This is a genomic window from Citrobacter sp. RHBSTW-00881, assembly GCF_013728515.1.
Lineage (GTDB): Bacteria > Pseudomonadota > Gammaproteobacteria > Enterobacterales > Enterobacteriaceae > Citrobacter > Citrobacter braakii.
On record NZ_CP056269.1, the window covers coordinates 3,306,111 to 3,329,710 of the forward strand.

Sequence of the window (23,600 nt, forward strand, 5' to 3'; positions counted from 1 at the left end):
AAACAAGGTATACTCCAGCGGTTTTCTTAGTTGTTTATTGTACTAAACGCTCCCGTGAGAGGATGCTACTGCGCACCTATGACACAATTCGCTTCTCCTGTTCTGCACTCGCTGCTGGATACAGACGCTTATAAGTTGCATATGCAGCAAGCCGTTTTTCACCACTACTATGATGTACAAGTAGCGGCTGAATTTCGTTGCCGTGGCGATGACCTGCTCGGTATTTATGCCGATTCTATTCGTGAGCAGGTGAATGCTATGCAACACCTGCGACTGCAGGAGGACGAGTACCAGTGGCTCTCCGGCCTGCCTTTCTTTAAAGCTGATTACCTCACCTGGTTACGTGATTTCCGCTATAACCCGGAACAGGTTTGCATCACCAATGATAACGGTAAGCTGAACATTCGCTTAACCGGGCCGTGGCGTGAAGTGATCATGTGGGAAGTCCCGCTGCTAGCGGTTATCAGCGAGATGGTACACCGTTACCGTTCGCCCGAATCAGGCGTCCCGCAGGCACTCGATGAGCTGGAAAGCAAACTAGTAGAATTCTCTGCTTTAACGAAAGATGTCGATATGTCCCGCTTCCATCTGATGGATTTCGGTACGCGTCGTCGTTTTTCACGCGAAGTACAGCAGGCTATTGTTAAACGCCTGCAGCGAGAGCCCTGGTTTGTCGGCACCAGTAACTACGATCTGGCCCGCCGCCTGTCATTAACCCCAATGGGCACGCAGGCGCATGAGTGGTTCCAGGCTCATCAGCAAATCAGCCCTGAGCTTGCCACCAGCCAGCGCGTTGCCCTGGCCGCCTGGTTAAATGAATATCCTGACCAACTCGGCATTGCGCTGACCGATTGCATCACCATGGATGCGTTTTTACGCGACTTTGGCGTCGAGTTTGCAACCCGCTATCAGGGTTTACGCCATGACTCAGGCGACCCGGTGGAATGGGGTGAAAAAGCCATCGCCCATTATCAAAAACTGGGCATTGATCCGCTGAGCAAAACGCTGGTGTTTTCAGATAACCTCGATTTGAAAAAAGCGATTGAGCTCTACCGCCACTTCTCTTCTCGTGTGCAGTTGAGTTTTGGTATTGGCACACGTTTAACCTGTGATATTCCCCAGGTTAAGCCGCTCAATATTGTAATCAAGCTGGTGGAATGTAACGGCAAACCTGTGGCGAAGTTATCTGATAGCCCGGGTAAAACCATCTGCCACGATAAAGCGTTCGTGCGCGCGCTACGCAAAGCCTTCGATTTGCCGCATATTAAAAAAGCCAGTTAAACCTTCCAGGGAGCCAGTTTGGCTCCCTTTTCACGCTAATTTCCGAAATCTTTCACTCCAGCTACGAATTCTGCTTGTCTGATTGCAGATGCCAGGTAACATAGGTATCCCCCCATTACGGGTGGACATGTGTTTATATATCCGACTATTAACAGAGAGAATATTATGAGCGTTGTGCCTGTAGCCGACGTACTCCAGGGCCGCGTAGCCGTTGACAGCGAAGTCACCGTGCGCGGATGGGTGCGTACCCGCCGAGATTCAAAAGCTGGCATCTCCTTCCTCGCCGTTTATGACGGTTCCTGCTTTGATCCTGTACAGGCCGTCATCAATAATTCTCTGCCCAATTACAATCAGGACGTACTGCGCCTGACGACGGGTTGTTCAGTTATCGTAACGGGTAAAGTCGTTGCATCTCCTGGACAAGGACAGAGCTTTGAAATTCAGGCCACTGAGGTTGAAGTAGCCGGCTGGGTTGAAGATCCTGATACCTATCCAATGGCGGCTAAGCGTCACAGCATTGAGTATCTGCGTGAAGTGGCGCACATGCGTCCACGTACCAACATGATTGGTGCTGTCGCGCGAGTACGTCATACGCTGGCGCAAGCGCTGCATCGCTTCTTCCACGAGCAGGGTTTCTTTTGGGTATCGACTCCGCTGATCACCGCTTCCGATACGGAAGGTGCCGGTGAAATGTTCCGCGTGTCTACGCTGGATCTGGAAAACCTGCCGCGTAACGATCAGGGCAAAGTCGATTTCGACAAAGACTTCTTTGGTAAAGAAGCTTTCCTGACCGTTTCCGGTCAGCTGAACGGCGAAACCTACGCCTGTGCTCTGTCCAAAATTTATACCTTTGGCCCGACGTTCCGTGCAGAAAACTCTAATACCAGTCGTCACCTGGCAGAGTTCTGGATGCTGGAACCGGAAGTGGCTTTCGCCGACCTGAACGATGTTGCAGGCCTGGCTGAAGCGATGCTGAAGTACGCGTTCAAAGCCGTACTGGCTGAGCGTGCGGATGATATGAAATTCTTCGCCGAACGTGTCGACAAAGACGCGATTTCACGCCTGGAACGTTTCATTGAGGCTGACTTCGCGCAGGTGGATTACACCGACGCGGTAAGCATTCTGGAAAAATGCGGCAAACAGTTCGAAAACCCGGTTTACTGGGGTGTGGATCTGTCTTCTGAGCACGAACGTTACCTTGCTGAAGAGCACTTTAAAGCGCCGGTCGTCGTTAAAAACTACCCGAAAGATATCAAAGCGTTTTATATGCGCCTTAACGAAGACGGTAAAACCGTTGCAGCAATGGACGTCCTGGCTCCAGGAATCGGTGAAATCATCGGTGGTTCTCAGCGTGAAGAGCGTCTGGACGTCCTGGATGCCCGTATGCTGGAAATGGGTCTGAACAAAGAAGATTACTGGTGGTATCGCGACCTGCGTCGCTACGGTACCGTTCCACATTCCGGCTTCGGTTTGGGCTTTGAGCGTTTGATCGCTTACGTTACCGGCGTGCAGAACGTCCGTGACGTTATTCCGTTCCCGCGTACCCCGCGCAACGCCACGTTCTAACCCTGCATTTTTGATACAAAAGCCAGCATTGCTGGCTTTTTTTGTCACCGCTTCACGTTTTGGGATCCCCCTCCCGCGTTTAACACAACCCTTCGCCTTCCCCCTTCCTGTTACGTAATATTTCACCGCAACATATTTGAACAAAAAATAATCAGCATTTTTATTGTGGATTAGCATTTTCTGATTAAATAGTACATTTTCTGACCACTTGCACGGCATTCCAGACGTCCAGAAATAGCCATCTGTAAACCATGAACTTTATGGCAGAACAGAGAAAAAAGGAGTTTATCTAAATTAAATATAAGAAAATCATATAAATAGAAATAGAAGTGGTGATTTTTAGCGCACGGACATCTGAAATTTGAAGTTGTTCACAAAGTTGCACAAAAATAACATTTTGTTACACACCTTTTCTTTTTGAAACCAAATCTTTATATTTGTAGCACTTTGACGGTAGCGAAACGATAGTTTGAATGGAAAAATGCCTGTCAGACACATAAAGACACCAAACTCTCATCAATAGTTCCGTAAATTTTTATTGACGGAAATTATTGGCGGCAGTGGCAGGTGTCATATAAAAACCGATGAGGGTAATAAATAATGATGAAGCGCAATATTCTGGCAGTGGTTATCCCTGCTCTGCTGGTAGCCGGGGCAGCTAACGCTGCAGAAATCTATAACAAAGATGGCAACAAAGTAGACCTGTACGGTAAAGCAGTAGGTCTGCACTATTTTTCCAAGCACAACGGTGACAATGCCTACGCACCTAATGGCGATCAGACTTACGCCCGTCTTGGTTTCAAAGGGGAAACTCAGATTAACGACCAACTGACCGGTTACGGCCAGTGGGAATACCAGTTCAGTGGCAATAACTCTGAAGGCGGTGATGATGCTCAGAATGGCAACAAAACCCGTCTGGCGTTTGCCGGTCTGAAATTCGGTGATGCAGGCTCCTTCGATTACGGTCGTAACTACGGCGTCGTTTACGATGCACTGGGTTACACCGATATGCTGCCAGAATTCGGTGGTGACACTGCTGCTTCCGACCAGTTCTTCTCCCAGCGTAACGGCGGTCTCGCAACTTACCGTAACTCTAACTTCTTCGGTTTGGTTGAAGGCCTGAACTTCGCTGTTCAGTACCTGGGCAAAAACGAGCGTGATGACGTTCGTCGCTCTAACGGTGATGGCGTTGGCGGCTCTGTTAGCTACGAATTCGAAGGTTTTGGTATCGTAGGTGCGTATGGTGCAGCTGATCGTACCGATGCCCAGCAAAACCCACTTCTGCGCGGCCACGGCGACAAAGCTGAGCAGTGGGCGACCGGCTTGAAATACGATGCTAACAACATCTACCTGGCGGCGAACTACAGCGAAACCCGTAACGCAACCCGCATCGCTAACGGTTATGCTAACAAAACTGAAGACGTCCTGTTGGTTGCTCAGTACCAGTTCGACTTCGGCCTGCGTCCGTCCCTCGCCTATACCAAATCTAAAGGTAAGGACATCGAAGGAATCGGCGACGTAGATCTGGTGAACTACTTCGAAGTGGGTGCGACTTACTACTTCAACAAAAACATGTCCACCTATGTTGATTACATCATCAACCAGATCGATTCTGACAACAAACTGGGCGTAGGCTCTGACGACACCGTTGCAGTGGGTATCGTTTACCAGTTCTAATAGCAGACCTCTTTGTTAAATGCCTAAAAAACAGGACTTCGGTCCTGTTTTTTTATCTCTGCTAGCGGATTCTTGCGTCTTAAAAAAACACCTCGGCTTTTCGTCAGTAACGGTTGGCATTTTGTAAATCTACCGTTAACCTGATAGCGGACTTCCCTTCTGTAATCACTATGGAACCTCGTCATGTTTGAGAACATTACTGCCGCTCCTGCCGACCCCATTTTGGGTCTGGCTGATTTGTTTCGTGCCGATGACCGCCCAGGAAAAATAAACCTTGGGATCGGTGTATATAAAGATGAGACAGGTAAAACGCCGGTACTGACCAGCGTTAAAAAAGCCGAGCAATATATACTGGAAAATGAAACCACCAAAAATTACCTTGGCATCGACGGTATTCCAGAGTTTGGTCGCTGCACTCAGGAATTACTGTTTGGTAAAGAAAGTTCGCTTATCAACAACAAACGTGCGCGTACAGCACAGACTCCTGGCGGCACTGGCGCACTGCGTGTGGCCGCTGATTTCCTGGCAAAAAACACCTCAGCTAAACGCGTATGGGTGAGCAATCCAAGCTGGCCAAACCATAAGAGCGTCTTTAACTCTGCCGGTCTGGAAGTTCGTGAATACAACTATTACGATGCCGCGAACCACTCATTAGACTTTGATGCGCTGCTGGCAAGCCTCAGCGAAGCGCAGGCTGGCGACGTGGTGTTATTCCACGGCTGCTGCCATAACCCAACCGGTATCGATCCTACGCTGGAGCAGTGGCAAACGCTGGCTCAGCTTTCTGTCGAAAAAGGTTGGTTGCCGCTGTTTGACTTCGCATACCAGGGCTTTGCCCGCGGTCTGGAAGAAGATGCAGAAGGTCTGCGCGCATTCGCTGCGCTGCACAAAGAGCTGATCGTCGCCAGCTCCTACTCCAAGAACTTTGGTCTGTACAATGAGCGCGTAGGCGCCTGTACGCTGGTTGCAGCCGATGCTGAAACCGTCGACCGCGCGTTTAGCCAGATGAAATCCGTCATTCGTGCCAACTATTCCAACCCACCAGCACACGGTGCGTCGGTTGTGGCAACCATCCTGAGCAACGATGCCCTGCGCGCTATCTGGGAGCAGGAACTGACTGATATGCGTCAACGCATCCAACGCATGCGTTTGCTGTTTGTGAATACGCTGCAGGAGAAAGGTGCGAACCGCGACTTCAGCTTTATCATCAAACAGAACGGCATGTTCTCATTCAGCGGCCTGACCAAAGAGCAGGTTCTGCGTCTGCGTGAAGAGTTTGGTGTCTATGCCGTCGCTTCCGGACGTGTGAACGTAGCAGGAATGACGCCAGATAACATGGCGCCGCTGTGCGAAGCGATTGTCGCAGTACTGTAATCTATCGCGTACTAAAAAGGCCGCAATAGCGGCCTTTTTCATTTATCTGCGGTGTTACCAGACTGGCATTTCATCCTGCAGGAACGGATTATGTAGCCGTTCGTTGCCCAACGTCGAAAGTGGGCCGTGACCCGGAATAAACGTCACGTCATCGCCCAACGGCAACAGTTTACGTTTAATCGAATCAATCAATTGACTATGATCTCCGCGAGGAAAATCGCTGCGCCCTACGCCGCCTTTGAAAATCACGTCACCAGAAATCAGTAGCTTTGATTGTTCATCAAAGAAGACCACATGTCCCGGCGTGTGACCCGGGCAATGCAGTACCTGCAACGTCACGTTACCCACGCTTACCCGGTCGCCTTCATTCAACCAGCGATCGGGCGTCAGCGGCTCACAATCGCCCAGGCCAAACATGCGACTCTGAGCAGGAAGTCCTTGTAACCAGAACTCATCTTCTTTTTCCGGACCAATAACCGGTACACCATAATGCTGTGCCAGTTCAGCCGCCGCACCTACGTGATCAAGATGACCATGGGTGAGCAGGATCTGCATTAGCGTCAGGCCACTGGCATCGACTTCCTGTTTGATTTTCTCAGCATCGCCGCCGGGATCGACCAGCGCAGCCAGACGGGTTTGCTCACACCAGATTAACGAGCAGTTCTGGGCGAATGCAGTGACCGGAATAATACGATAGTTCATACGGCTCCTGTTTCATTAAGCTTATGGATCACCAATGACGCGCCGGTCCGGTGTCAATATGCACAAAGTTACTGCGTGGGTAGTATCCTACACCACCTGCGCGCATAGATAACGCAGCTTTGCGAATATTACTTAATGCGATGCCTTCAATATGGAAATCCATGGCCTGCCCTTTCGTGTGGTAGCTTTTCTTTGCCACACCGCGGCTGTGCGCACGTAATTCATTATTGGTATCAATAGAGCGGTAACCAGAAATAAGCTGTACGGGTTTACGCGTGCCCAGCAGGCCCTGCAGACGGAAGAGTTGATCGAACAATCCCGGATCGATGGATTTCACTTTATTCGCACGAAAATCACGGAAAAAGTGATTAAGTTTAGCTAATTCGTCCTGAATATAGCCCCTGCCATCAAAAAACTCTGCTTTTATTGACTCACCGGTATGCAGGTTATTCAGAGTCAAAATGCGCGGACGTGGGGTAGAGAGTGTAGCAAACGCAGGCGTAGGCAGGATGGCAGCGCCGAGGGCAATGCCACCAAGCGCCAGCAGTTTGCGGCGATTAGCGTCAAATTTGTCCATGGTTTTAAGGTCTACAAGGTCAATGTTATCGTATGTATGCTCTAGCGCACGCGGGAAACCTTATCTGGCTAAGTAGTCCACGTCAAGGCTCCCAACCCCAGGAAATACGGGGCTTGCAGCCATTTCGCCCCGTTTCCAGCATAACTTACGACAATTATTTTCCTCGAACTGCTTCATTTATCTGATTAATTGTTCAGCTTTTGACACAATTTGTGCACTGGATCGCGCTGTCTGATCGTAATTGTAAATATCTGTACGATACTGCGTGCGACCATCCGGGCCAACAAATGCGGTCAGATAGTAGAGGTTAACGGGGATATTCTGGCGAATATTCACGTACCTTGTATCCCCTTGCTTCAGGGCATCCGAGATGCGCGTATCATTCCACCCCGCATCCTGTAGCAGCATATTCGCCAGCTCAGATGCCTTGTTCACGCGTACGCAGCCGGAGCTTAACGCCCGCGTATCCTTCTGGAACAGAGTGTGATTCGGCGTATCGTGCAGATAAATAGCATCCGAACTCGGCATATTGAATTTATAGCGTCCGAGCGAGTTACGCGCTCCCGGAGCCTGCTGGAAGCGGAACGGCAGATTGGAGGCGGTGATGGTGGCCCAGTCAACCTGCCACGGATCTATCGTCTCTTTGCTGTTCCAGCCGCGCATTACGGTATAGCCGTGACGCTCAAGATACCCCGGGTCATTCCAAACCTTAGGCAGAATATCCTTCCGGGCCAGCGTCGGCGGCACGTTCCACGGCGGGTTAACGACCACGTTATTCAGCGCACTGCTCATCATCGGCGTTTTACGATCGGGACGTCCGACGATAACGCGCGAGGCCAGTACCTGATTGCCGTTCTGATAATACACCAGCGAGTAGGCAGGAATATTCACCATGATACCGGTAGACAGCGTACCCGGCAGCAGGCGCAAGCGCTGAATATTTAACGCCAGCACGCCCGCACGTTGAGCGGGCGTCACGTTCAGCCAGTCACGCGTGGCTGGGCCAATCGCGCCATCGGCCCCAAGCCCCTGCCACGTCTGAAAACGCTTAACCGCGTCAACAAGTTCACGATCGTAAGCGCTACGGCCTTCTTTGGCAGCCGTACTAACAACAGACTCCAGCATCCCGGTACGGCGCAAAATTTCACGCAGCGCAGGGATGTCGTTACTCCACTCCCCCGGACGCAGCGTCGCGGTACTGGTCAGTTGCGGCCAGGGCCGCGTATCGCCCACCAGCTTGAGCAGCGATTCATGCATGGCTGCGTACTGCGGATGTTGCGGTGCCAGGCTGGCGACAAACGAAGTCAGTTGACCGTTATCCAGCGCGACTTGCCATTGGTTGATCACGGAAATCGGCGGCGTCGTCAGCGCATAGGGCTTATCGCTATAGAGCCAGCGATTGCCTTTGACGGGGATGTTGGCAATAAAGTGCAGATACCCCATCATCGCATCTGAGAGCACGATATCTCGCGCCTGACCGGTTACTGCTGGGTCAGTCAGTAAAGCGACCCAGGTGGTGAACTGCGGCTGAAAGCCGGCAATCGCCACTTCAGCTAACTGTTGCTGAAAGGCTTTTACCGCATCACGATTTTCCCACATCGGTTTCATTTCGCGTGCGGCATACAGCAGTTCCAGTTGGCTCATATAAACCGGTGTGAAGCCCGCTGGAAGTTGAGATTGTAATTCGGCGCGGGCTTTATCAACTGACACGCCCTCGGGCAGTGGTTGAATACCTGCCATGATAGCCGTCGCGGAAGATTGAGCCTGCGGCTGCGATAACGCTGTTGGCTGTTCACTGACGGTCGCTGAGCTATCGCCAGGGATCATTTCAGGCTCATCGGCCTGCGCATTGAACAGTGGAGCGAATGTTACGGCCAGGCACAAACTAATTGCCGACAGCCGACGACCACACATTTTATTAAGCAACATCCCTTGCCCCCTGTTTTTTTATCATACTTTGAGTAGCCAGGCCGTATGTCTTCCCCTTATTTTGGCGGGGCCGAACCTGTAAAACGCCAATACAAGCTGAAGTATGACGAGCAAGCCTGTCACGCGTTAGGCTTACCTTTAGTATATAAACATGAAAAAATTTTTGCCTAACCTAATGTAAAGAAGTTTAAAGAAATTACACCAGTTATTGAGAATTTCCGGAAAAAAGAAGGCGGCCATTTAGCCGCCTTTTATTTAGCTTGCCTGCGAGGAGGCATCTTCGGTGCCAGGCAGCGGCTCAGGTAACTGAGGCGCAAACCCGCGCAGACCTACCACGTGAACGTGTTCGGTGTTCTGGAAGACTTTACGCACCAGTTTGTAGGTGGTGCCTTTCTCCGGGCTAATGTTTTCTGGAGCTGCGATAATCAGCTGCATTTGCAGACGCTCGCACAGTTCAAACAGAGTCGCGATAGAGCGTGCATCAAGTCGCGCAGCTTCATCCAGGAACAGTAGACGGCAAGGAGAAATATCTTTCCCGCGCAGTCTACGCCCTTCGTCTTCCCAGCTTTGCACAACCATCACCAGAATAGACATCCCGGTCCCGATCGCTTCACCCGTTGACAGCGCGCCAGATTCAGCACGCAGCCAGCCGTCAGAGCCACGGTTAACCTCAACTTCCATTTCCAGATAGTTACGGTAATCCAGCAGCTCTTCACCAATGGTTTGCGGCGTACGTTGCCCCATATCAATCTGCGGATTCAGACGCTGATACAACTTCGCCAGCGCTTCAGAGAAGGTCAGACGATTGCTGTTAAACAGATCCTGGTGCTGCTCATGCTGTTCGGAAAGTACGTCCAGCAAGGTAGCATGCGTCTCGCGTACGTTGACGTTCAGACGAACGCTGTTTACCTGGCCAAACGACACGCTTTGCAGCCCCTGGTTCAGCATGCGAATACGGTTCTGTTCGCGCTGAATGGTCTTACGAATGATATTCGCCACGCTGCGAGAGCTGATCGCCAGTTTCTGTTCGCGGGACGTTAATTCTTCCGTCAGACGGCTCAGCTCAATCTCCATCTGTTCGATCGCTTCAACCGGATCGTCGGTACGGATAATATCCTGGCGAATACGCTCACGCAGATGCTGATAAACCGCGACAAAGAACTGAATTTTACGCTCTGGACGTTTTGGATCTTCAGACATGCGCAGTACATCACGCAGGTGTTCGTTATCCGCAACCGCCAGGCGCAGCGCACCAAGCGCCTTATCCGACATCGAGCGCAGTTCATCACCGGAAAGATACGCCAGCTCACGACGGTGCAGGCGGCGTTCAACGCCGTTATCTTTCACCATCCGCATCACCGCACACCATCCGGCTTTCGCGGTAACCACCTGCTCGCGCATTTCAAAATAATCACGTTCCAGCTTGCGCAACCTGCGGGTCAGGTTTTCCATCTCCGCTTCGCAGAAGGTCAACGCTTTTTCCAGTTGGTTACGGCGGGCACGGTTATTGCTGAGCTGCGCATGCAGTTCATCACGACGAATACGCGCGCGCTCTTCGGCACCGCTGTCCGCACGAACGCCAATATCCTGCAGTTCACGTTGTAAATCGTTAAGCAGCTCTTTTTTGGTGTCATAGGAGCTTTTCAGCGACGCCATGACCTGGTTGTACTGGCTTAACTGTGCAGCGTGACTGCGTAGCGCTTCACGGGCGCGGGTACGTTCAGCTTCCGCCTGTTCCAGGCGCTCACGCAGTTTTTCGTTCAGATCGCTGTTGCCGCTAAGCATTTCAGCAGAGTCGGAATAGCTAAAGTGCGCCCGGCGCTGCACCACTTCGGTCAGAGCAAAAGCTTGCTGACGTGCATCGCGCTGCATCTGTTGGGAATACGCGTAGTCTTCCTTCAGTTGTTCAAACTGCTCAGGGTCATTTTGCAGGACCGAAACAATCGGTTCCAGTTTGGCTAACTGGTTGCCATGTTGCTGTACAAAACGCGCCGCTTCCTGGGCTTCATCCAGGCGCTCACGAATTTCGTCCACGCGATCGGCCAGCGTGTCATCCGCCAGCAGATTCAAACGCGGGAGAAGGCGGTTAAGAGCGGAGACCCCCTCTTTCGCCTGCTCAAACTGTATACGGCTTTGCTGATTATCATTTTCATGATTGGTCAGCGCACGTTCCAGTTCAACGCGACGGCCATTCAGTTGGCGAATTTCCGCTTCCGGATCGGCTTCAAACGCCACCGACAAATGACTGCCAATGAAACGACTGAACGCCTGATGCAGACGCTGGGTTTTCTGGACGTCAAAGGAGAGCGTTGCGAAACGTTCAGACAGCCCTTCACGCTCGGCATGCAGGGTTTCAATACGGCTTTCGCGCGCTGCACGGCCAAAAATCGGCACCGTCGGGAAGCGGGAATAACGCCACTGACGCTCGGCGGTTTTCACCACTACCGCTTTTTCCAGCTCATCAACGCTGAAAACGCTGTCATCAAACGACTGCGGATCCCCTTCGATGAAATAGAGATCTTCCGGACAATCCGTCAGCCCTTCAAGCTGCTCGGTAATCAGCGACAGATCCGGCACCACGATGGCATGACGCGACGGACCGTACAGCGCAGAGAAGTACGGCGCATCTTCAAGGCTAACGTCGTCATAGATTTCTGACAGCAGAACGCCGCCGAAGCGCTCCGCCAGCGCGTTCAGACGCTGATCTTCCGCCCCGCCCGGCTGACTTAAACGTTCAATTTCTTCATCAACTGCATTTTTGCGCGCACCGACTTCATCACGCTCAACAATGGCTTCACGCTCGCGCTCCAGCAGTTGTTGCAGATACTCGGTCACATCCTGGCTTGAGGTAAACTCTTCGCCACACTGCTCGCTAAGCTGATTCAGGCTATTCTGCGCGGCCAGCCAGACAGGCGCACGTTTCATCAGATGCTGGATACGAGACTGCAGCTGTTCCTGCTCCTGACGCAACGTCATACGCTGTTCGCTGGCAGAAGAGACGCTGTCCGACAAGGCGGCGATGCGTGCTTCCAGCTCCTGGTGCAGCGCTTCCAGCTCATCGATATCGAACTGTTTACCCTGACGCTTGCAGAATTCAGCCAGCAGACGTTCGGCGTCTTGCTGTTCGCGCAGACGCTGCTCCAGTTCGCTGAGTCGCATACGCAACGGCTGAACCTGTTCCGCCAGGTGGCGCTGTTCAACGCCTTCCCGCAGCAGTTCACGCGCCACGCTCCAGGCTTCACCACGCGCCAGCGGGCCATTGATAGCCGCCACCAGCTGATAAGCCTGTTCGAACTGGCTGTGCGCGGTTTGCGCCACGCTCATTTTTTGTTCCAGCGTCAGCAGTTTTTCAGTGGCTTCCTGCTCTTTAGCCTGGAAGGTTTCCAGCCATTCAGCAGCGCTGTCGGCGGTCAGATCCGGTAAGTGGCAGAGCTCTTTCGCCCGATTCAGCGCCTGGATCGCCTGGGTATATTGGATGGCTCGCGTTTGCTGGACGTCCAGCGCTTGCTGATAATCGGCAAGCTGGCTTTTCAGCTCATCCACTTCCAGTTCCGCGGCTTCTGCGCGGGCTTCGTTTTCATCCTGGCGGTCAACGGCTTCCGCGACCACCTCATTTTGTTCTTCGAGACGGACCTGCAGTTCTTCGAGATCCGCTTCGTAGCGTTCAATTTTTTCCTGCTGACGCAGAGCGGTTTGCACCAGATTCAGGTGATCGCTCGCGGCCTGGTAATCAGCTTCCAGATCGCCTTCCGCGCCGTTATGCTCGCCCAGTTCGCGCGCCATATCCACGTGCTTATACTGCTCCGCGGCCAGCTGCTTACGTGAAGTATGCAGCTCACGACGATATTCCAGCGCTTTATCAAGATGGATACGACGTTCGTTGGCGTGACGCATATAATCCGCGGCCACATAGTTAGTCGCTTCGCTGATCAAATGCTTAAACAGATCGCGGTCAGACTGAGTTACGCGAATCGCTTCCAGCGTCATGCGGTTTTCACGCAGCGCAGCTTCCATATCCTGGAAGGCTTTACGTACGCCGCTGTTTTCCGGCAGCAGGTAGTCACGCAGTGAACGGGTAATGGCACTGGAGATCCCGCCGTACAGCGAGGCTTCAATCAGACGATAGAATTTACTACGGTCAGACGCGGAACGCAGACGACGGGCGATGATGCCCAGATCGAACATCAGTGAGTGATAATCGGTGATTGAGTTGAACTGTTTAAACTGCACACCTTCCATCTCATCAAGCTTCTCTTTCAGCTCAGAGAGGGACAGCACGCGCGCCTGGCGTTCATTCAGCGTTTCCGTCACCAGTTGGGTTGGCTGCACCGACATCGGCAGCCCCTGAATGGCAAACGGTTTGATATCCACTTTACGATCGCGACCAGCAACCTGTTGCAAACGCACCCCCACGACCACGCGCTGATGGCGCGAGTTGAGGACGTCGAGCATTGAGTAACAGACGCCCGCTTTCAACTTACCGTGCAGGCCCTTATCACGTGAACCACTGGTTGCACCGGCTTCGGTGGTGTTACGGAAATGCAGCAGGGTTAAGTCCGGGATGAGCGCTGTAACAAATGCCGCCATGGTGGTGGACTTACCCGCACCGTTACCGCCGGACAGCGTGGTAACCAGTTCATCAAGGTCGAATGTACGGGCAAAAAAACCATTCCAGTTAATCAGCGTAAGTGAGCGAAATTTACCGCGTTCAATCATTATTCTTCTTCTCCACTGTCCGGCTGATTCTCTTCGGGCTCATCGTTGAGCTGCAGGCGGTTCTCGACCGGCATCGCTTCGCCATCACGAATTAAGCGACGCTGCGCTTCGCGCGGATCGTCACCGCTGCGCACGTCCGCGCCAAAGCGGAAGACTGATTCCGTAATACGGAATTTGCTGCTGTCGTGACCCATAAACCACACCATGCCTAAACGGCGCAGACGGTTTAGCGAAGAACGAACTTTTTCCTGTAGCTTCTGGCGATCAACATCTGAACCGGTTGAACGGTTGTTCACCAGTTTCAGCAGCTTCGCTTCATCAGCCAGCGTTAGCAGCTCGTCGTACAACTCTTGCTGGGTAAAAATCCCTTCGTTCGCCAGGCGTTCCGGGCTGAGATAGAGATAGCAAAGAATTTTACCGACCATCATGTCCAGTTCAGACAGGACCGAACGGGGAATGAGCGTCGTTGAACGCGGGCGAAGGTAGAAGAACCCTTCCGGCGCACGGATCAATTCCACGTTATAGCGGCTGTAAAACTCTTCAAAATATTCCTGAAAATCCATCAGGAAGGCATGATTATCCAGTTCATCCAGACCGATATGGCGGCCCGAACGTAAGGCGCTGTCCAGCGCCGGAAATAACGGATTCGCCAGCGCCTGCGCCAGCTTTACCGGCATCACTTGTTCAATATTTGTCAATGACATGCGCCTGTACCTTGGCTCCGTAATCATTAATCGGCTGCCATTTGGCTGGCAGTCCGGTGAAGTCTGCTTGCGCTACGCCAAGGCGTACCGCCTGATCGATAACTATGCGCGCGACGTCGAAATGACGCGCACGTGGGTATTGCGCCAGATACTCGCGCACGACCAAACCGAGATCCAGTGGTGTTTGTCTGGATTTGTAGATAGCTAGCTGTTCTTCGATGATCGCCGCCAACTGTTCACGGATCTCGTTAAATTCTTCATATTCCAGATCTTCCGGAAGCTCGCCGGTGACCTCTTCGTCACGCAGCACCATCTCCTCGTCACGCATATCCAGCAGACGATCGGCGTTGGCATAGGTTAGCGCCCACGGATCGTCAAAGTATGTCTGCACGGACTGGCGCAAACGCTGGGCAAAGACGCGGTTTTTATCCATATCGATCGCGGTACGGATAAACTTATGCACGTGACGATCGTAGCCGATCCATAAATCAATGGACTGCTGACCCCAACTGATAATGCGGTCGAGCTTACTTTGTAAGTCAAACACCAGCCGATCGACGAAATGCAAATCGTCATGCGTCATCGTGGCGTCCTGGATGTGTAACAGGTGAGCCTGTAGCTTATCCCCCGCCGCTTCCAGCGTATCCTGCAGTTCACGCAGCGTACCAGACGTTTCAGAGAGCAGCAGTTCACAGCTGGAGATCGCCGCCCGCCAGTCTTTATTAAGCAACTGTGCGATGTCGTCTTTTACCTGCTGCTGCTGTTCATCCATGATGCGCTGGGTCAGATCGATACTGTCGAAAATCTCCGCCACCGAGTATTTCAATGGCGCGTAGACGTTGCGATGCCAGTGGAACTCATCGCCACCTTCCGCTGCCGCATCCGCCGCACGCTTTAGTTCACCTGCAACAATCGACAGCTGCATTGAAAGACGCAGCGTAGAGAATTCGCGCTGACGAATGTAGTAATCCGTGATGCCAATTCCCAATGGCGTTAAACGATATATAGCGTTGCCTTCCGCCTGCTCGCTGGTAAAGCGGTTCAGCAGACGTTGACGCACCATATCGTTGATCGCGTTGTTGGCGCGTACGCCGATGGTTTCGCTGGTTTGCTCAAACGCATCACTCACATGGCGGAACGCATCCACCAGCTCACCTTCACTCATCTCGCCGTCAAGTCGCTCACCGTTCAGGGTCGCGACCGCCAGCAGGAACGAAAGTCTGTCTACCGGCAGAGAGATGGAGAAGTCATTTTTTCTGGCCCAGGCAACCAGTTCGGGGACTGTCTGGGAAAATTCACTCATAAATTATCCTTGCATCTGCGGCTCGGGCCGAACTTTTAATCGCGGTGACATGAATATAGCGCCCAAGGCTGATATACGGTTCCTGGCGGCAATAGCGCGTTTCTAACTCAAGTAACATTTCAAAGTCGTCATGCTGTTTATGTTTATCTCGCAGATAATCATGAAACACGCGGACGCCCGTTTTACCGGTTATCTGCCAACCGATCTCGTCCAGCCACTGGTAGACCTGCCCCGGATCGCGCGGGTAGTCCGGTGAAAGCGTGCGCTTTTTACGTTTCGGCATCCCCACCTGCACATAGTCAAAGTTCCCTGCGACCATGTTATGCATCAACAGACCGTTAGCATTGTAGAACATTAACGACAGCGCGCCGCCTGAACGCAATACTGACCACAGAGTCTGCAACACGCTGACCGGATCTGTCACCCACTCCAGCACAGCATGAAACAATATCAGATCAACCGGGCTTTCCAAATGCGAAGCAACATCCTGAGCGGCGCATTGTATAAAATGCATGTTCCCGCTCACACCTTTTGCCTCTGCCGCCTGTTGCGCTCGGGCGATCATCTCGCCAGACAGATCGCATAATGTGACGAAATGTCCTCGTTCCGCCATTTTGATGGCCGTTTGCCCTTCACCACCACCGGCATCCAGAATGTGCAGTTTTTGCTCATCGAATGTTTCCAGTAATCGATCCAGATCCTGCCAAAGGATAGCCTGTCTTAATTGACCTTTGGTGGTGCCGTAAATGTTACGGGAAAACTTCTCTGCAATGTCATCAAAATTGCGGTCCCGCATCGGGCTCTCCACATACTGGCTTTAGGGTGACTAAGTAAAACCGCTATTTTGTCACACCCACGCCGAGAATGAACCTTCCTGGTGTAATATCCCTGCAGATCCCCTGCTGTATGGTTAAAAAAGGAACCAAAAAGGATGCTTTTTACGCTGAAGAAAGTGATTGGCGGTATGATGCTGCCGCTGCCACTGATGCTAATTATGATGGGTATTGGCCTGGCGCTGGTCTGGTTCAGTCGCTTTCAAAAAACAGGGAAAGTGTGTATTAGCCTGAGTTGGCTGGCACTGTTACTCCTTAGTTTACAGCCCGTCGCCGACAGCCTGTTGAAACCGATTGAGGACAGTTATCCAACGTGGCAAGGTTCGCAAAAAGTGGAATATATTGTGGTGCTGGGCGGAGGGTATACCTGGAATCCGCAGTGGGCGCCGAGTTCAAATCTGATCAGCAACAGCCTTCCACGTCTGAATGAAGGTATTCGCCTATGGCGCGCAAACCCGGGATCGAAGCTCATCTTTACCGGCGCTGCCGCAAAGACGAATAACGTCAGTACCGCAGAAGCTGGCGCCCGCGTAGCGCAGTCGCTGGGGGTGCCAGCCGATGAAATCATCACCCTGGATCACCCCAAAGATACCGAAGAAGAAGCCGCAGCGGTAAAGAAGACCATCGGCAATGCGCCGTTCCTGCTGGTAACCTCTGCCTCCCACTTACCGCGGGCGATGATCTTCTTCCAGCAGGCCGGCCTGCATCCGCTGCCAGCGCCAGCCAATCAGTTAGCAATTGATTCACCGCTTAATCCGTGGGAGCGTGCTATACCCTCCCCCGTCTGGTTGATGCACAGCGATCGCGTTGGTTACGAAACCCTGGGACGCATCTGGCAGTGGCTGAAAGGATCGGAACATTGACAGGAATGTTGCCTGATAAGGTGTTCACATGTTTATCATGCGAGCCACGGCAGCAATGATTTCGTTGCCAGGTCAAAGTTGGAACGATTAAAGCGTCCGGTGTTGACCAATTGCGTCACTTCATCCCATAACACATACAACCAGCGCCGCCAGATGAATGACTCCGCCACTGGCGCGCGCTGCAGGTATTGCCAAAGCAGGCTTTCCGCCAGCGCATTATCCATCAAGCGGAACAGTTCATATTCCCTTGGCGCCCACAGCATCAACCCCGGTCCCACCATAGCCAGAAGCTGATCGCTACGGGCGTCTTTGAGCATGCTACGTAAACTGAAATTACCGTGGATCAGCACGCAGTTATCATTGAATCCTTCAAATAAGGCAGGCAAACACTCACGCGTGCGAAACAGGATCCGCTTGTCCTGCATCGTTAGCCCGGTATTGTTGAACTGATTTAACGTGGTCCACAGCACCTCAACCCGCTGACGATACCAGGATGGCCAGATATTCTCTTGCGTGTTATCCACCATTCCCACGCAGCCAGCACTATCCTGTCGATGCCATGACAGCAGACCTTCTACGATCTGATCTTTTAAATGTTCCCAACGTTCGGGCGTTCGGGCTGGCGCTTCCACCGGCACTCCACGTAAACGCTCAAGCAGTAGCACATCAGGACCGGGATGTTCCTCGTGGGTTAAGACCCCATAAATGACGGGCATACGCACCGTACCACTGCGCGCCAGCATGGAGGTTTTCCATGCCAACTGCTGCGCCATACCCGGCGTGGTGAAACTTCTCGCCATCAGTGGCATCGGATTTCCCTGGCTGTCGTACAGTGACCACAGGGCCGTATCCACTTTTTCATTCACGCATTCTATACGACTGAGTTTTTCACCCAACAGATGACTGAGTTCGGCACGCAACTGTTCCATTTCGGATTGCCCTCATAAATGCTACTGCTTTCATAATGAGCGTCGTGCAGACAGATGTCACCCGGATGAGATCAATTGATGAAAAGAAAAGTGGCGGGAAAGCGTAACGATATGACACTCCTCCCAAAAATTCGCGTCATCAGGGGGAGTGTCGTGAGAAAAACTAACGCATTTCGGCGCGAACGCGCTCAAGATCTTCGGCAGTGTCTACGCCGGTACCGGGTACTTCTTTGGCGACGGCAACATGAATTTTTTCGCCGTACCACAGCACACGTAGTTGCTCCAGCATTTCAATATGCTCAAGCGGGCTGGGCTGCCAGTTAACATAACGGCGGATAAAACCGGCGCGATAGCCGTAAATACCCAGATGTCGCAAGAAGGTGTCACCCACCGTTTCCAGGCTTTTAGCGAAACGGTCGCGATCCCACGGAATGGTCGCGCGTGAAAAATAGAGCGCATAACCTTCGGCGTCCAGAACGACTTTCACCGCATTCGGATTAAATGCCTCTTCCGCACTGTGAATCGGGGCAGCAAGGGTCGCCATACCGACCTGGCGCTGCGCCAGATTCTCAGCGACCTGGCGAATAATGACCGCCGGGATCATCGGCTCATCACCCTGTACGTTCACAATAACGGTATCATCGCTAAAGCCACATTTCTCGACGACTTCCGCCAGACGCTCCGTACCGGACTGGTGATCGGCGCGGGTCATGCATACTTCACCACCCACCGCTTCTACCGCGCGAGCGACATCTTCGTGATCGGTCGCAACAATAATACGTTCAGCGCCAGATTCACGCGCACGTTCCAGCACATGCACGATCATCGGCTTGCCATTGATATCCAGTAGCGGCTTGCCCGGCAAACGTGTGGACGCATAACGCGCAGGAATAATGACCACAAAACTCATGATTTACTCTCATCAGCAGTCAGAACGCGAGCTTCGGTTTCCAGTAACACGGGAATGCCATCACGCAGTGGGAAAGCAAGGTTATCCAGTTTACAAATCAGTTCCTGTTTTTCCTGGTTAAACCAGAGTTTGCCATTGCATACCGGGCAGGCAATGATTTCAAGCAGACGATGATCCATAGTTCCTCCAGATGGACCGGATTGTGAATCCGTAAATATTAACATAATCGCTTACCGTGCTGGGTCTATTTCCCAACCATGGCGTGCATCAGCAAATAAACCTTCAGGATAGCGTCCCAGCGTCACACGTGTTGCCTGCTGCCAGCGGGCAAAATCATCAATCGCCTGAAACAATCCTTTTTGCAGAGTAACCCCAGGTTTGACGCCATCCTGTAACCAGAGCGAAATCACTTCCAGTACGCCCGTTTTGCGGTGCATTTTGGCATCCATCCGCCCAACTAACTGCCCGCGATGCAGCAGCGGCAGGACAAAATAACCATACTGACGTTTCGGTGCTGGCGTGTAGCATTCGAGGCGATAGCTAAAATCGAATAGCTGCTCTGCCCGTTTACGATCCCAGACCACCGGATCAAAGGGTGATAATACTGCGCTATGCGTCGCCGTTAATTTACCCGTCAATGCCTGCTCCAGCAGCGGCTGAAGGTGGCTATGCAGCCACAGGGTTCCTAACCCTTCGACATCGACAGGAATAATCTGTTGCTGCTGTGCACGTACGTTGCACCAGTTTTTTAGCGCCGGACGCTTCAGGCGATAGTAGTCTGCCAGCCATTGTTCGCGAAAAATCCCCAGACTGCGGGCACTGTTATCCAGCATGAGGCTTTCTGCTTCTTCCTGTGAAAGCCGGTCGCGTTCATCATCCCAGTGCGGCATGACGCGATGGGTTAAATCATACACTCGCTGGAAATTACGCCGTTCCACCACCATCACTTTCCCGGCGGTGAACAGGCCTTCAAGATGACGCTTATGCGGTTTCCATGCCCACCAACCGCTGGCCCCCTTGCGCAGATGCTCAAAATCGGCAGAGCGTACTGGTCCGTTATGCTGGATGTGCTGGAGCAGTTGCTCAATCTCATGCGCATGTTCTTTCATCCACTCCGCTTTATATTTCCAGCCCATTTTCTCCGGGGCCAGCATGCGGTGACGTATCAGCATAAAGTCGCTACGCGGCAAAAAGCAGGCCTCGTGCGCCCAGTATTCCATCAGTTCGCCCCGCTGCAATGCGTCATCCAGCCACTGGGGCGAATAATCACCCAACCGACTAAACAGCACCAGGTAAGGGCTGCGCGACACAATATTGATGGTATCGATTTGCAATAACGACATGCGCGAAATGGTAGCAAGAATATCTGCTGGGGTTGCCCGACGGCGTGTTTTTTTCAGCAGCCCTTGAGCGGCAAGGTGAAGATGACGGGCATCCGTCAAAGAAAGACGCGGCAACGACATTTATGGCCTCATAAATGATTCGCTGCCGCAGCGTGAATCAGTTAGCGAGTCAGCGAGATTAAGCTATCCAGCAACATATCAGGCCGATCGCCTGACAAATGAGCGTCAACAGGTAAATACCACCAGTTTTCATCGGCAAATGCACGGCACTTAACCGCATCTTTTTCCGTCATCACCAGCGTTTGCCCGGCGTCTGCAAACGCACTGACGTCACTGTAGGTCAGAGACTGATGGTCTGCCAGCGCAATACTTTTTTGCACGCTGGCACCGCATGCTTCCAGCGTGGCAAAAAAACGCGGTGGATGGCCAATGCCCGCCATGGCGACAATATTGGACAGCTGCGACACATCGCGGCGTTCACCCGTACGTAAATTAACGGCCAGCCCCGGTTCAAGTCGCATAGGGATTTCCCCTGGCTGCGCAACGCCACCGTTAACGATAGTCGCATCCACCGATTTAAGCCGGCCTGCGCGTTCCCGCATGGGACCCGCGGGAAGCCACCAGCCATTGCCAAACCGACGTTCTCCGTCAATAACCACGATTTCAACATCTCGCGCCAGACGGTAGTGCTGTAGCCCATCGTCCGTCACAATCATCTGCACATCGTGTTGGGCCAAAATGGCTTTGACCGCATCCGATCTTACCGGGGATACCGCTACGGGCACGCCGGTACGTTGGGCGATCAGCACAGGTTCATCACCCGCTTCTGCCGTAGTGGTATCTGCGGTCAGTAACAGCGGGTAAGCAGCCGCTTTCCCGCCATAACCACGCGACACCACGCCCACGCGAATCCCACGTTGACGCAGTTGTTCAACCAGCCAAATGACCACTGGTGTTTTGCCATTGCCACCCGCGGTCAGGTTTCCGACCACCACAACCGGGACTGGTGCACGCCACGCGCGTTTAATCCCAAGCTTGTAACATAAGCGGATCCCCCCACTCACCAGGCCATACAGCCAGGAGAGCGGGAGTAACAGTCGCCACAGCGGCGACTCACCAGACCAGATTCGAGCGATCATTGACCGAATTGCATTTTATGTAATTGTGCATACACCCCACGCTGCTCAATCAGCTCGCTATGGGTTCCACGCTCAACAATAATACCGTCTTCCACCACGATGATTTCATCCGCCTGTTCAATGGTAGAAAGGCGGTGAGCAATCACCAGGGAGGTACGGTTTTTCTGAAGCTCATCCAGAGCAGCCTGAATTGCGCGTTCAGACTCGGTATCGAGTGCCGACGTTGCTTCATCAAGGATCAGAATCGGACTGTCACGCAACAAGGCGCGGGCAATAGCGATACGCTGACGCTGACCACCAGATAGCAGGACGCCGTTTTCGCCAATCACCGTATCCAGGCCATTGTCCATCTTATTGATGAAATCCATGGCGTAAGCCATTTTCGCCGCTTTTTCGATCTGCTCACGGCTGTACAAATCGGTACGCGCGTAGGCGATGTTGTTGGCAACCGTATCGTTAAACAGGTGCACATTCTGCGAAACCAACGCGACCTGATCGCGCAAGGATGCCAGGGTATATTCACGTAGATCGTGTCCGTCCATTAGAATCTGCCCTTCATCAATATCATAGAAGCGCGTGATCAAGCTGGCGATGGTGGATTTCCCTGAACCTGAACGGCCAACCAGGGCAACGGTTTTCCCCGCTGGAATATTCAGGTTGATGTTGCGCAGCGCAGGTACTTCACGTCCTGGATAGGTGAATGTCACGTTGCGGAACTCGAGATTGCCGGTAGCGCGTTCGATTTCGCGTGTACCTTCATCTTTTTCCTGCTCGCTATCCAGAATCGTAAATAAGGTCTGGCAGGCCGCCATACCGCGCTGGAACTGTGCGTTGACGTTGGTCAGCGATTTCAACGGACGCATCAACGCGATCATTGACGAGAAGACAACCGTAATTGTCCCTGCAGTCAGGTTTTCCATTACGCTTGGGAAACTGGCTGCATACAACACGAAGGCCAGAGCCAGAGACGCAATCAGTTGGATGATAGGATCGGAGATAGAAGAGGCGGAAACCATCTTCATGCCCTGCAAACGCATCTTATTGCTGACTTTATCAAAGCGTTTAGTTTCGACTTCCTGACCACCAAAAATCAGAACTTCTTTGTGGCCTTTTAGCATCTGCTCCGCACTGGTCGTAACCTGCCCCATGGTGTTTTGCATATTTTTACTGATGCTACGAAAACGCTTGGAAACTATACGAATCGCCACTGAAACAATTGGCGCCAGTACAATCAGGATCAATGACAGCTGCCAGCTGTAATAGAACATCATGATAAACAGGCCAATAATTGAAGCCCCTTCACGTACCACGGTGATCAGCGCGCCGGAGGACGATGACGCGACCTGCTCTGAATCATAGGTAATACGTGACAACAGCGTACCTGTAGACTGTTTATCAAAATAGGAGACCGGCATGCCCATCATATGGCCAAACAGGCGGCGACGCATGGTCATGACCACTTTGCCTGATACCCATGAGATGCAGTAGCTGGAGACATAGCTGGTGAATCCGCGAAGAACCATTAGTCCAATGACCACCAGCGGCATCCACTGCAGCACCGAGCGATCCGTTTTACCAAAACCATCATCCAGTAATGGCTTAAGGAGCGATAGCATGAAGGTATCGCTGGCCGCGTTCAGGATTAACGCTATACCCGCCACGATCAGACCCGATTTAAAAGGCGCTATGGTTGGCCATAGTCGGCGAAACGTCTGCCACGTAGAGAGATCTTTATCGTTATGCATTCAAAAAAC

General features: G+C 52.4%; 18 protein-coding genes. 5 read left to right on the forward strand and 13 right to left on the reverse strand.

Translation table 11 applies throughout. The features are described from left to right. The first annotated feature begins 78 nt into the window (after positions 1–78). The 4 genes from pncB to aspC all read left to right on the forward strand — a co-directional run bounded on the left by pncB (position 79) and on the right by aspC (position 5,898). The gene (gene pncB / locus HV311_RS16075) at positions 79–1,281 is read left to right on the forward strand and encodes a nicotinate phosphoribosyltransferase (RefSeq protein ID WP_191220172.1); all 1,203 of its coding nucleotides are present in this window, start codon (positions 79–81) and stop codon (positions 1,279–1,281) included. Between the two features lie 165 nt (positions 1,282–1,446). Beyond that, a complete protein-coding gene (asnS, locus tag HV311_RS16080; RefSeq protein WP_016152464.1) occupies positions 1,447–2,847 on the forward strand; it encodes an asparagine--tRNA ligase in 1,401 nt (466 codons plus the stop codon). Between the two features lie 600 nt (positions 2,848–3,447). After that, positions 3,448–4,524 carry a porin OmpF gene (gene ompF, locus HV311_RS16085; RefSeq protein ID WP_016156126.1) on the forward strand — a complete coding sequence of 359 codons (1,077 nt, stop codon included), beginning with the start codon at positions 3,448–3,450 and terminating at the stop codon, positions 4,522–4,524. A gap of 183 nt (positions 4,525–4,707) precedes the next feature. Further along, positions 4,708–5,898 carry an aspartate transaminase gene (aspC, locus tag HV311_RS16090; protein WP_191220173.1) on the forward strand — a complete coding sequence of 397 codons (1,191 nt, stop codon included), beginning with the start codon at positions 4,708–4,710 and terminating at the stop codon, positions 5,896–5,898. A 54-nt stretch (positions 5,899–5,952) separates the two neighbouring features. On the opposite strand, the gene HV311_RS16095 is transcribed toward aspC, so the two are convergent. The 7 genes from HV311_RS16095 to cmoM all read right to left on the reverse strand — a co-directional run bounded on the left by HV311_RS16095 (position 5,953) and on the right by cmoM (position 16,625). Further along, positions 5,953–6,600: an MBL fold metallo-hydrolase gene (locus HV311_RS16095; protein ID WP_003035823.1), complete on the reverse strand. Its 648-nt coding sequence runs from the start codon at positions 6,598–6,600 to the stop codon at positions 5,953–5,955. Positions 6,601–6,628: 28 nt separating this feature from the next. Next, positions 6,629–7,177 (reverse strand): YcbK family protein, encoded by a 549-nt coding sequence (locus HV311_RS16100; protein ID WP_016152461.1) that lies wholly within the window; start codon positions 7,175–7,177, stop codon positions 6,629–6,631. A gap of 177 nt (positions 7,178–7,354) precedes the next feature. Next, positions 7,355–9,106 (reverse strand): L,D-transpeptidase, encoded by a 1,752-nt coding sequence (gene ldtD, locus HV311_RS16105; RefSeq protein ID WP_191220174.1) that lies wholly within the window; start codon positions 9,104–9,106, stop codon positions 7,355–7,357. A gap of 255 nt (positions 9,107–9,361) precedes the next feature. Beyond that, on the reverse strand, positions 9,362–13,822 hold the full coding sequence (gene mukB, locus HV311_RS16110) for a chromosome partition protein MukB (RefSeq protein ID WP_191220175.1): 4,461 nt from the start codon (positions 13,820–13,822) through the stop codon (positions 9,362–9,364). Beyond that, positions 13,822–14,526, reverse strand: a complete 705-nt coding sequence (gene mukE / locus HV311_RS16115) for a chromosome partition protein MukE (protein ID WP_016152457.1) — start codon at positions 14,524–14,526, stop codon at positions 13,822–13,824. The genes mukB and mukE overlap by 1 nt, the downstream gene beginning before the upstream one ends. After that, positions 14,507–15,829 (reverse strand): chromosome partition protein MukF, encoded by a 1,323-nt coding sequence (mukF, locus tag HV311_RS16120; RefSeq protein WP_016156123.1) that lies wholly within the window; start codon positions 15,827–15,829, stop codon positions 14,507–14,509. Before mukF ends, mukE begins: the two co-directional genes overlap by 20 nt. Then, positions 15,822–16,625 carry a tRNA uridine 5-oxyacetic acid(34) methyltransferase CmoM gene (cmoM, locus tag HV311_RS16125; RefSeq protein WP_049042122.1) on the reverse strand — a complete coding sequence of 268 codons (804 nt, stop codon included), beginning with the start codon at positions 16,623–16,625 and terminating at the stop codon, positions 15,822–15,824. Before cmoM ends, mukF begins: the two co-directional genes overlap by 8 nt. A gap of 135 nt (positions 16,626–16,760) precedes the next feature. Between cmoM and elyC the strand changes: the two genes are divergently transcribed. Beyond that, positions 16,761–17,525, forward strand: a complete 765-nt coding sequence (gene elyC, locus HV311_RS16130) for an envelope biogenesis factor ElyC (protein ID WP_016152454.1) — start codon at positions 16,761–16,763, stop codon at positions 17,523–17,525. Between the two features lie 35 nt (positions 17,526–17,560). Here the strand turns inward: elyC and HV311_RS16135 are convergent, their stop codons facing one another. From HV311_RS16135 to msbA, 6 genes are all read right to left on the reverse strand, one after another. Further along, entirely contained in the window at positions 17,561–18,454 is an 894-nt protein-coding gene (locus HV311_RS16135) for a YcbJ family phosphotransferase (protein ID WP_016156120.1), read from the reverse strand. A gap of 163 nt (positions 18,455–18,617) precedes the next feature. Continuing rightward, positions 18,618–19,364 (reverse strand): 3-deoxy-manno-octulosonate cytidylyltransferase, encoded by a 747-nt coding sequence (kdsB, locus tag HV311_RS16140; protein ID WP_016152452.1) that lies wholly within the window; start codon positions 19,362–19,364, stop codon positions 18,618–18,620. Continuing rightward, positions 19,361–19,543, reverse strand: coding sequence for a protein YcaR (ycaR, locus tag HV311_RS16145; protein ID WP_003035793.1), 183 nt, complete (start codon positions 19,541–19,543; stop codon positions 19,361–19,363). Before ycaR ends, kdsB begins: the two co-directional genes overlap by 4 nt. A 51-nt stretch (positions 19,544–19,594) precedes the next feature. Further along, complete coding sequence (locus HV311_RS16150; protein ID WP_016152451.1) at positions 19,595–20,827, reverse strand: winged helix-turn-helix domain-containing protein; 1,233 nt, start codon at positions 20,825–20,827, stop codon at positions 19,595–19,597. Positions 20,828–20,868: 41 nt separating this feature from the next. Beyond that, complete coding sequence (lpxK, locus tag HV311_RS16155; protein WP_016152450.1) at positions 20,869–21,846, reverse strand: tetraacyldisaccharide 4'-kinase; 978 nt, start codon at positions 21,844–21,846, stop codon at positions 20,869–20,871. Further along, a complete protein-coding gene (msbA, locus tag HV311_RS16160) occupies positions 21,843–23,591 on the reverse strand; it encodes a lipid A ABC transporter ATP-binding protein/permease MsbA (RefSeq protein WP_047414130.1) in 1,749 nt (582 codons plus the stop codon). The genes lpxK and msbA overlap by 4 nt, the downstream gene beginning before the upstream one ends. Positions 23,592–23,600: the final 9 nt, after the last annotated feature.

What these genes read in the sequence shown, in the direction of transcription:
- cmoM (WP_049042122.1), bottom strand. Translation starts at nt 16,625, where the DNA reads ATGCGGGACCGCAATTTTGATGACATTGCAGAGAAGTTTTCCCGTAAC.
- HV311_RS16135 (WP_016156120.1), bottom strand. Translation starts at nt 18,454, where the DNA reads ATGGAACAGTTGCGTGCCGAACTCAGTCATCTGTTGGGTGAAAAACTC.
- mukE (WP_016152457.1), bottom strand. Translation starts at nt 14,526, where the DNA reads ATGTCATTGACAAATATTGAACAAGTGATGCCGGTAAAGCTGGCGCAG.
- HV311_RS16095 (WP_003035823.1), bottom strand. Translation starts at nt 6,600, where the DNA reads ATGAACTATCGTATTATTCCGGTCACTGCATTCGCCCAGAACTGCTCG.
- asnS (WP_016152464.1), top strand. Translation starts at nt 1,447, where the DNA reads ATGAGCGTTGTGCCTGTAGCCGACGTACTCCAGGGCCGCGTAGCCGTT.
- ldtD (WP_191220174.1), bottom strand. Translation starts at nt 9,106, where the DNA reads ATGTTGCTTAATAAAATGTGTGGTCGTCGGCTGTCGGCAATTAGTTTG.
- ycaR (WP_003035793.1), bottom strand. Translation starts at nt 19,543, where the DNA reads ATGGATCATCGTCTGCTTGAAATCATTGCCTGCCCGGTATGCAATGGC.
- aspC (WP_191220173.1), top strand. Translation starts at nt 4,708, where the DNA reads ATGTTTGAGAACATTACTGCCGCTCCTGCCGACCCCATTTTGGGTCTG.
- HV311_RS16150 (WP_016152451.1), bottom strand. Translation starts at nt 20,827, where the DNA reads ATGTCGTTGCCGCGTCTTTCTTTGACGGATGCCCGTCATCTTCACCTT.
- msbA (WP_047414130.1), bottom strand. Translation starts at nt 23,591, where the DNA reads ATGCATAACGATAAAGATCTCTCTACGTGGCAGACGTTTCGCCGACTA.
- lpxK (WP_016152450.1), bottom strand. Translation starts at nt 21,846, where the DNA reads ATGATCGCTCGAATCTGGTCTGGTGAGTCGCCGCTGTGGCGACTGTTA.
- ompF (WP_016156126.1), top strand. Translation starts at nt 3,448, where the DNA reads ATGATGAAGCGCAATATTCTGGCAGTGGTTATCCCTGCTCTGCTGGTA.
- elyC (WP_016152454.1), top strand. Translation starts at nt 16,761, where the DNA reads ATGCTTTTTACGCTGAAGAAAGTGATTGGCGGTATGATGCTGCCGCTG.
- pncB (WP_191220172.1), top strand. Translation starts at nt 79, where the DNA reads ATGACACAATTCGCTTCTCCTGTTCTGCACTCGCTGCTGGATACAGAC.
- HV311_RS16100 (WP_016152461.1), bottom strand. Translation starts at nt 7,177, where the DNA reads ATGGACAAATTTGACGCTAATCGCCGCAAACTGCTGGCGCTTGGTGGC.
- mukF (WP_016156123.1), bottom strand. Translation starts at nt 15,829, where the DNA reads ATGAGTGAATTTTCCCAGACAGTCCCCGAACTGGTTGCCTGGGCCAGA.
- mukB (WP_191220175.1), bottom strand. Translation starts at nt 13,822, where the DNA reads ATGATTGAACGCGGTAAATTTCGCTCACTTACGCTGATTAACTGGAAT.
- kdsB (WP_016152452.1), bottom strand. Translation starts at nt 19,364, where the DNA reads ATGAGTTTTGTGGTCATTATTCCTGCGCGTTATGCGTCCACACGTTTG.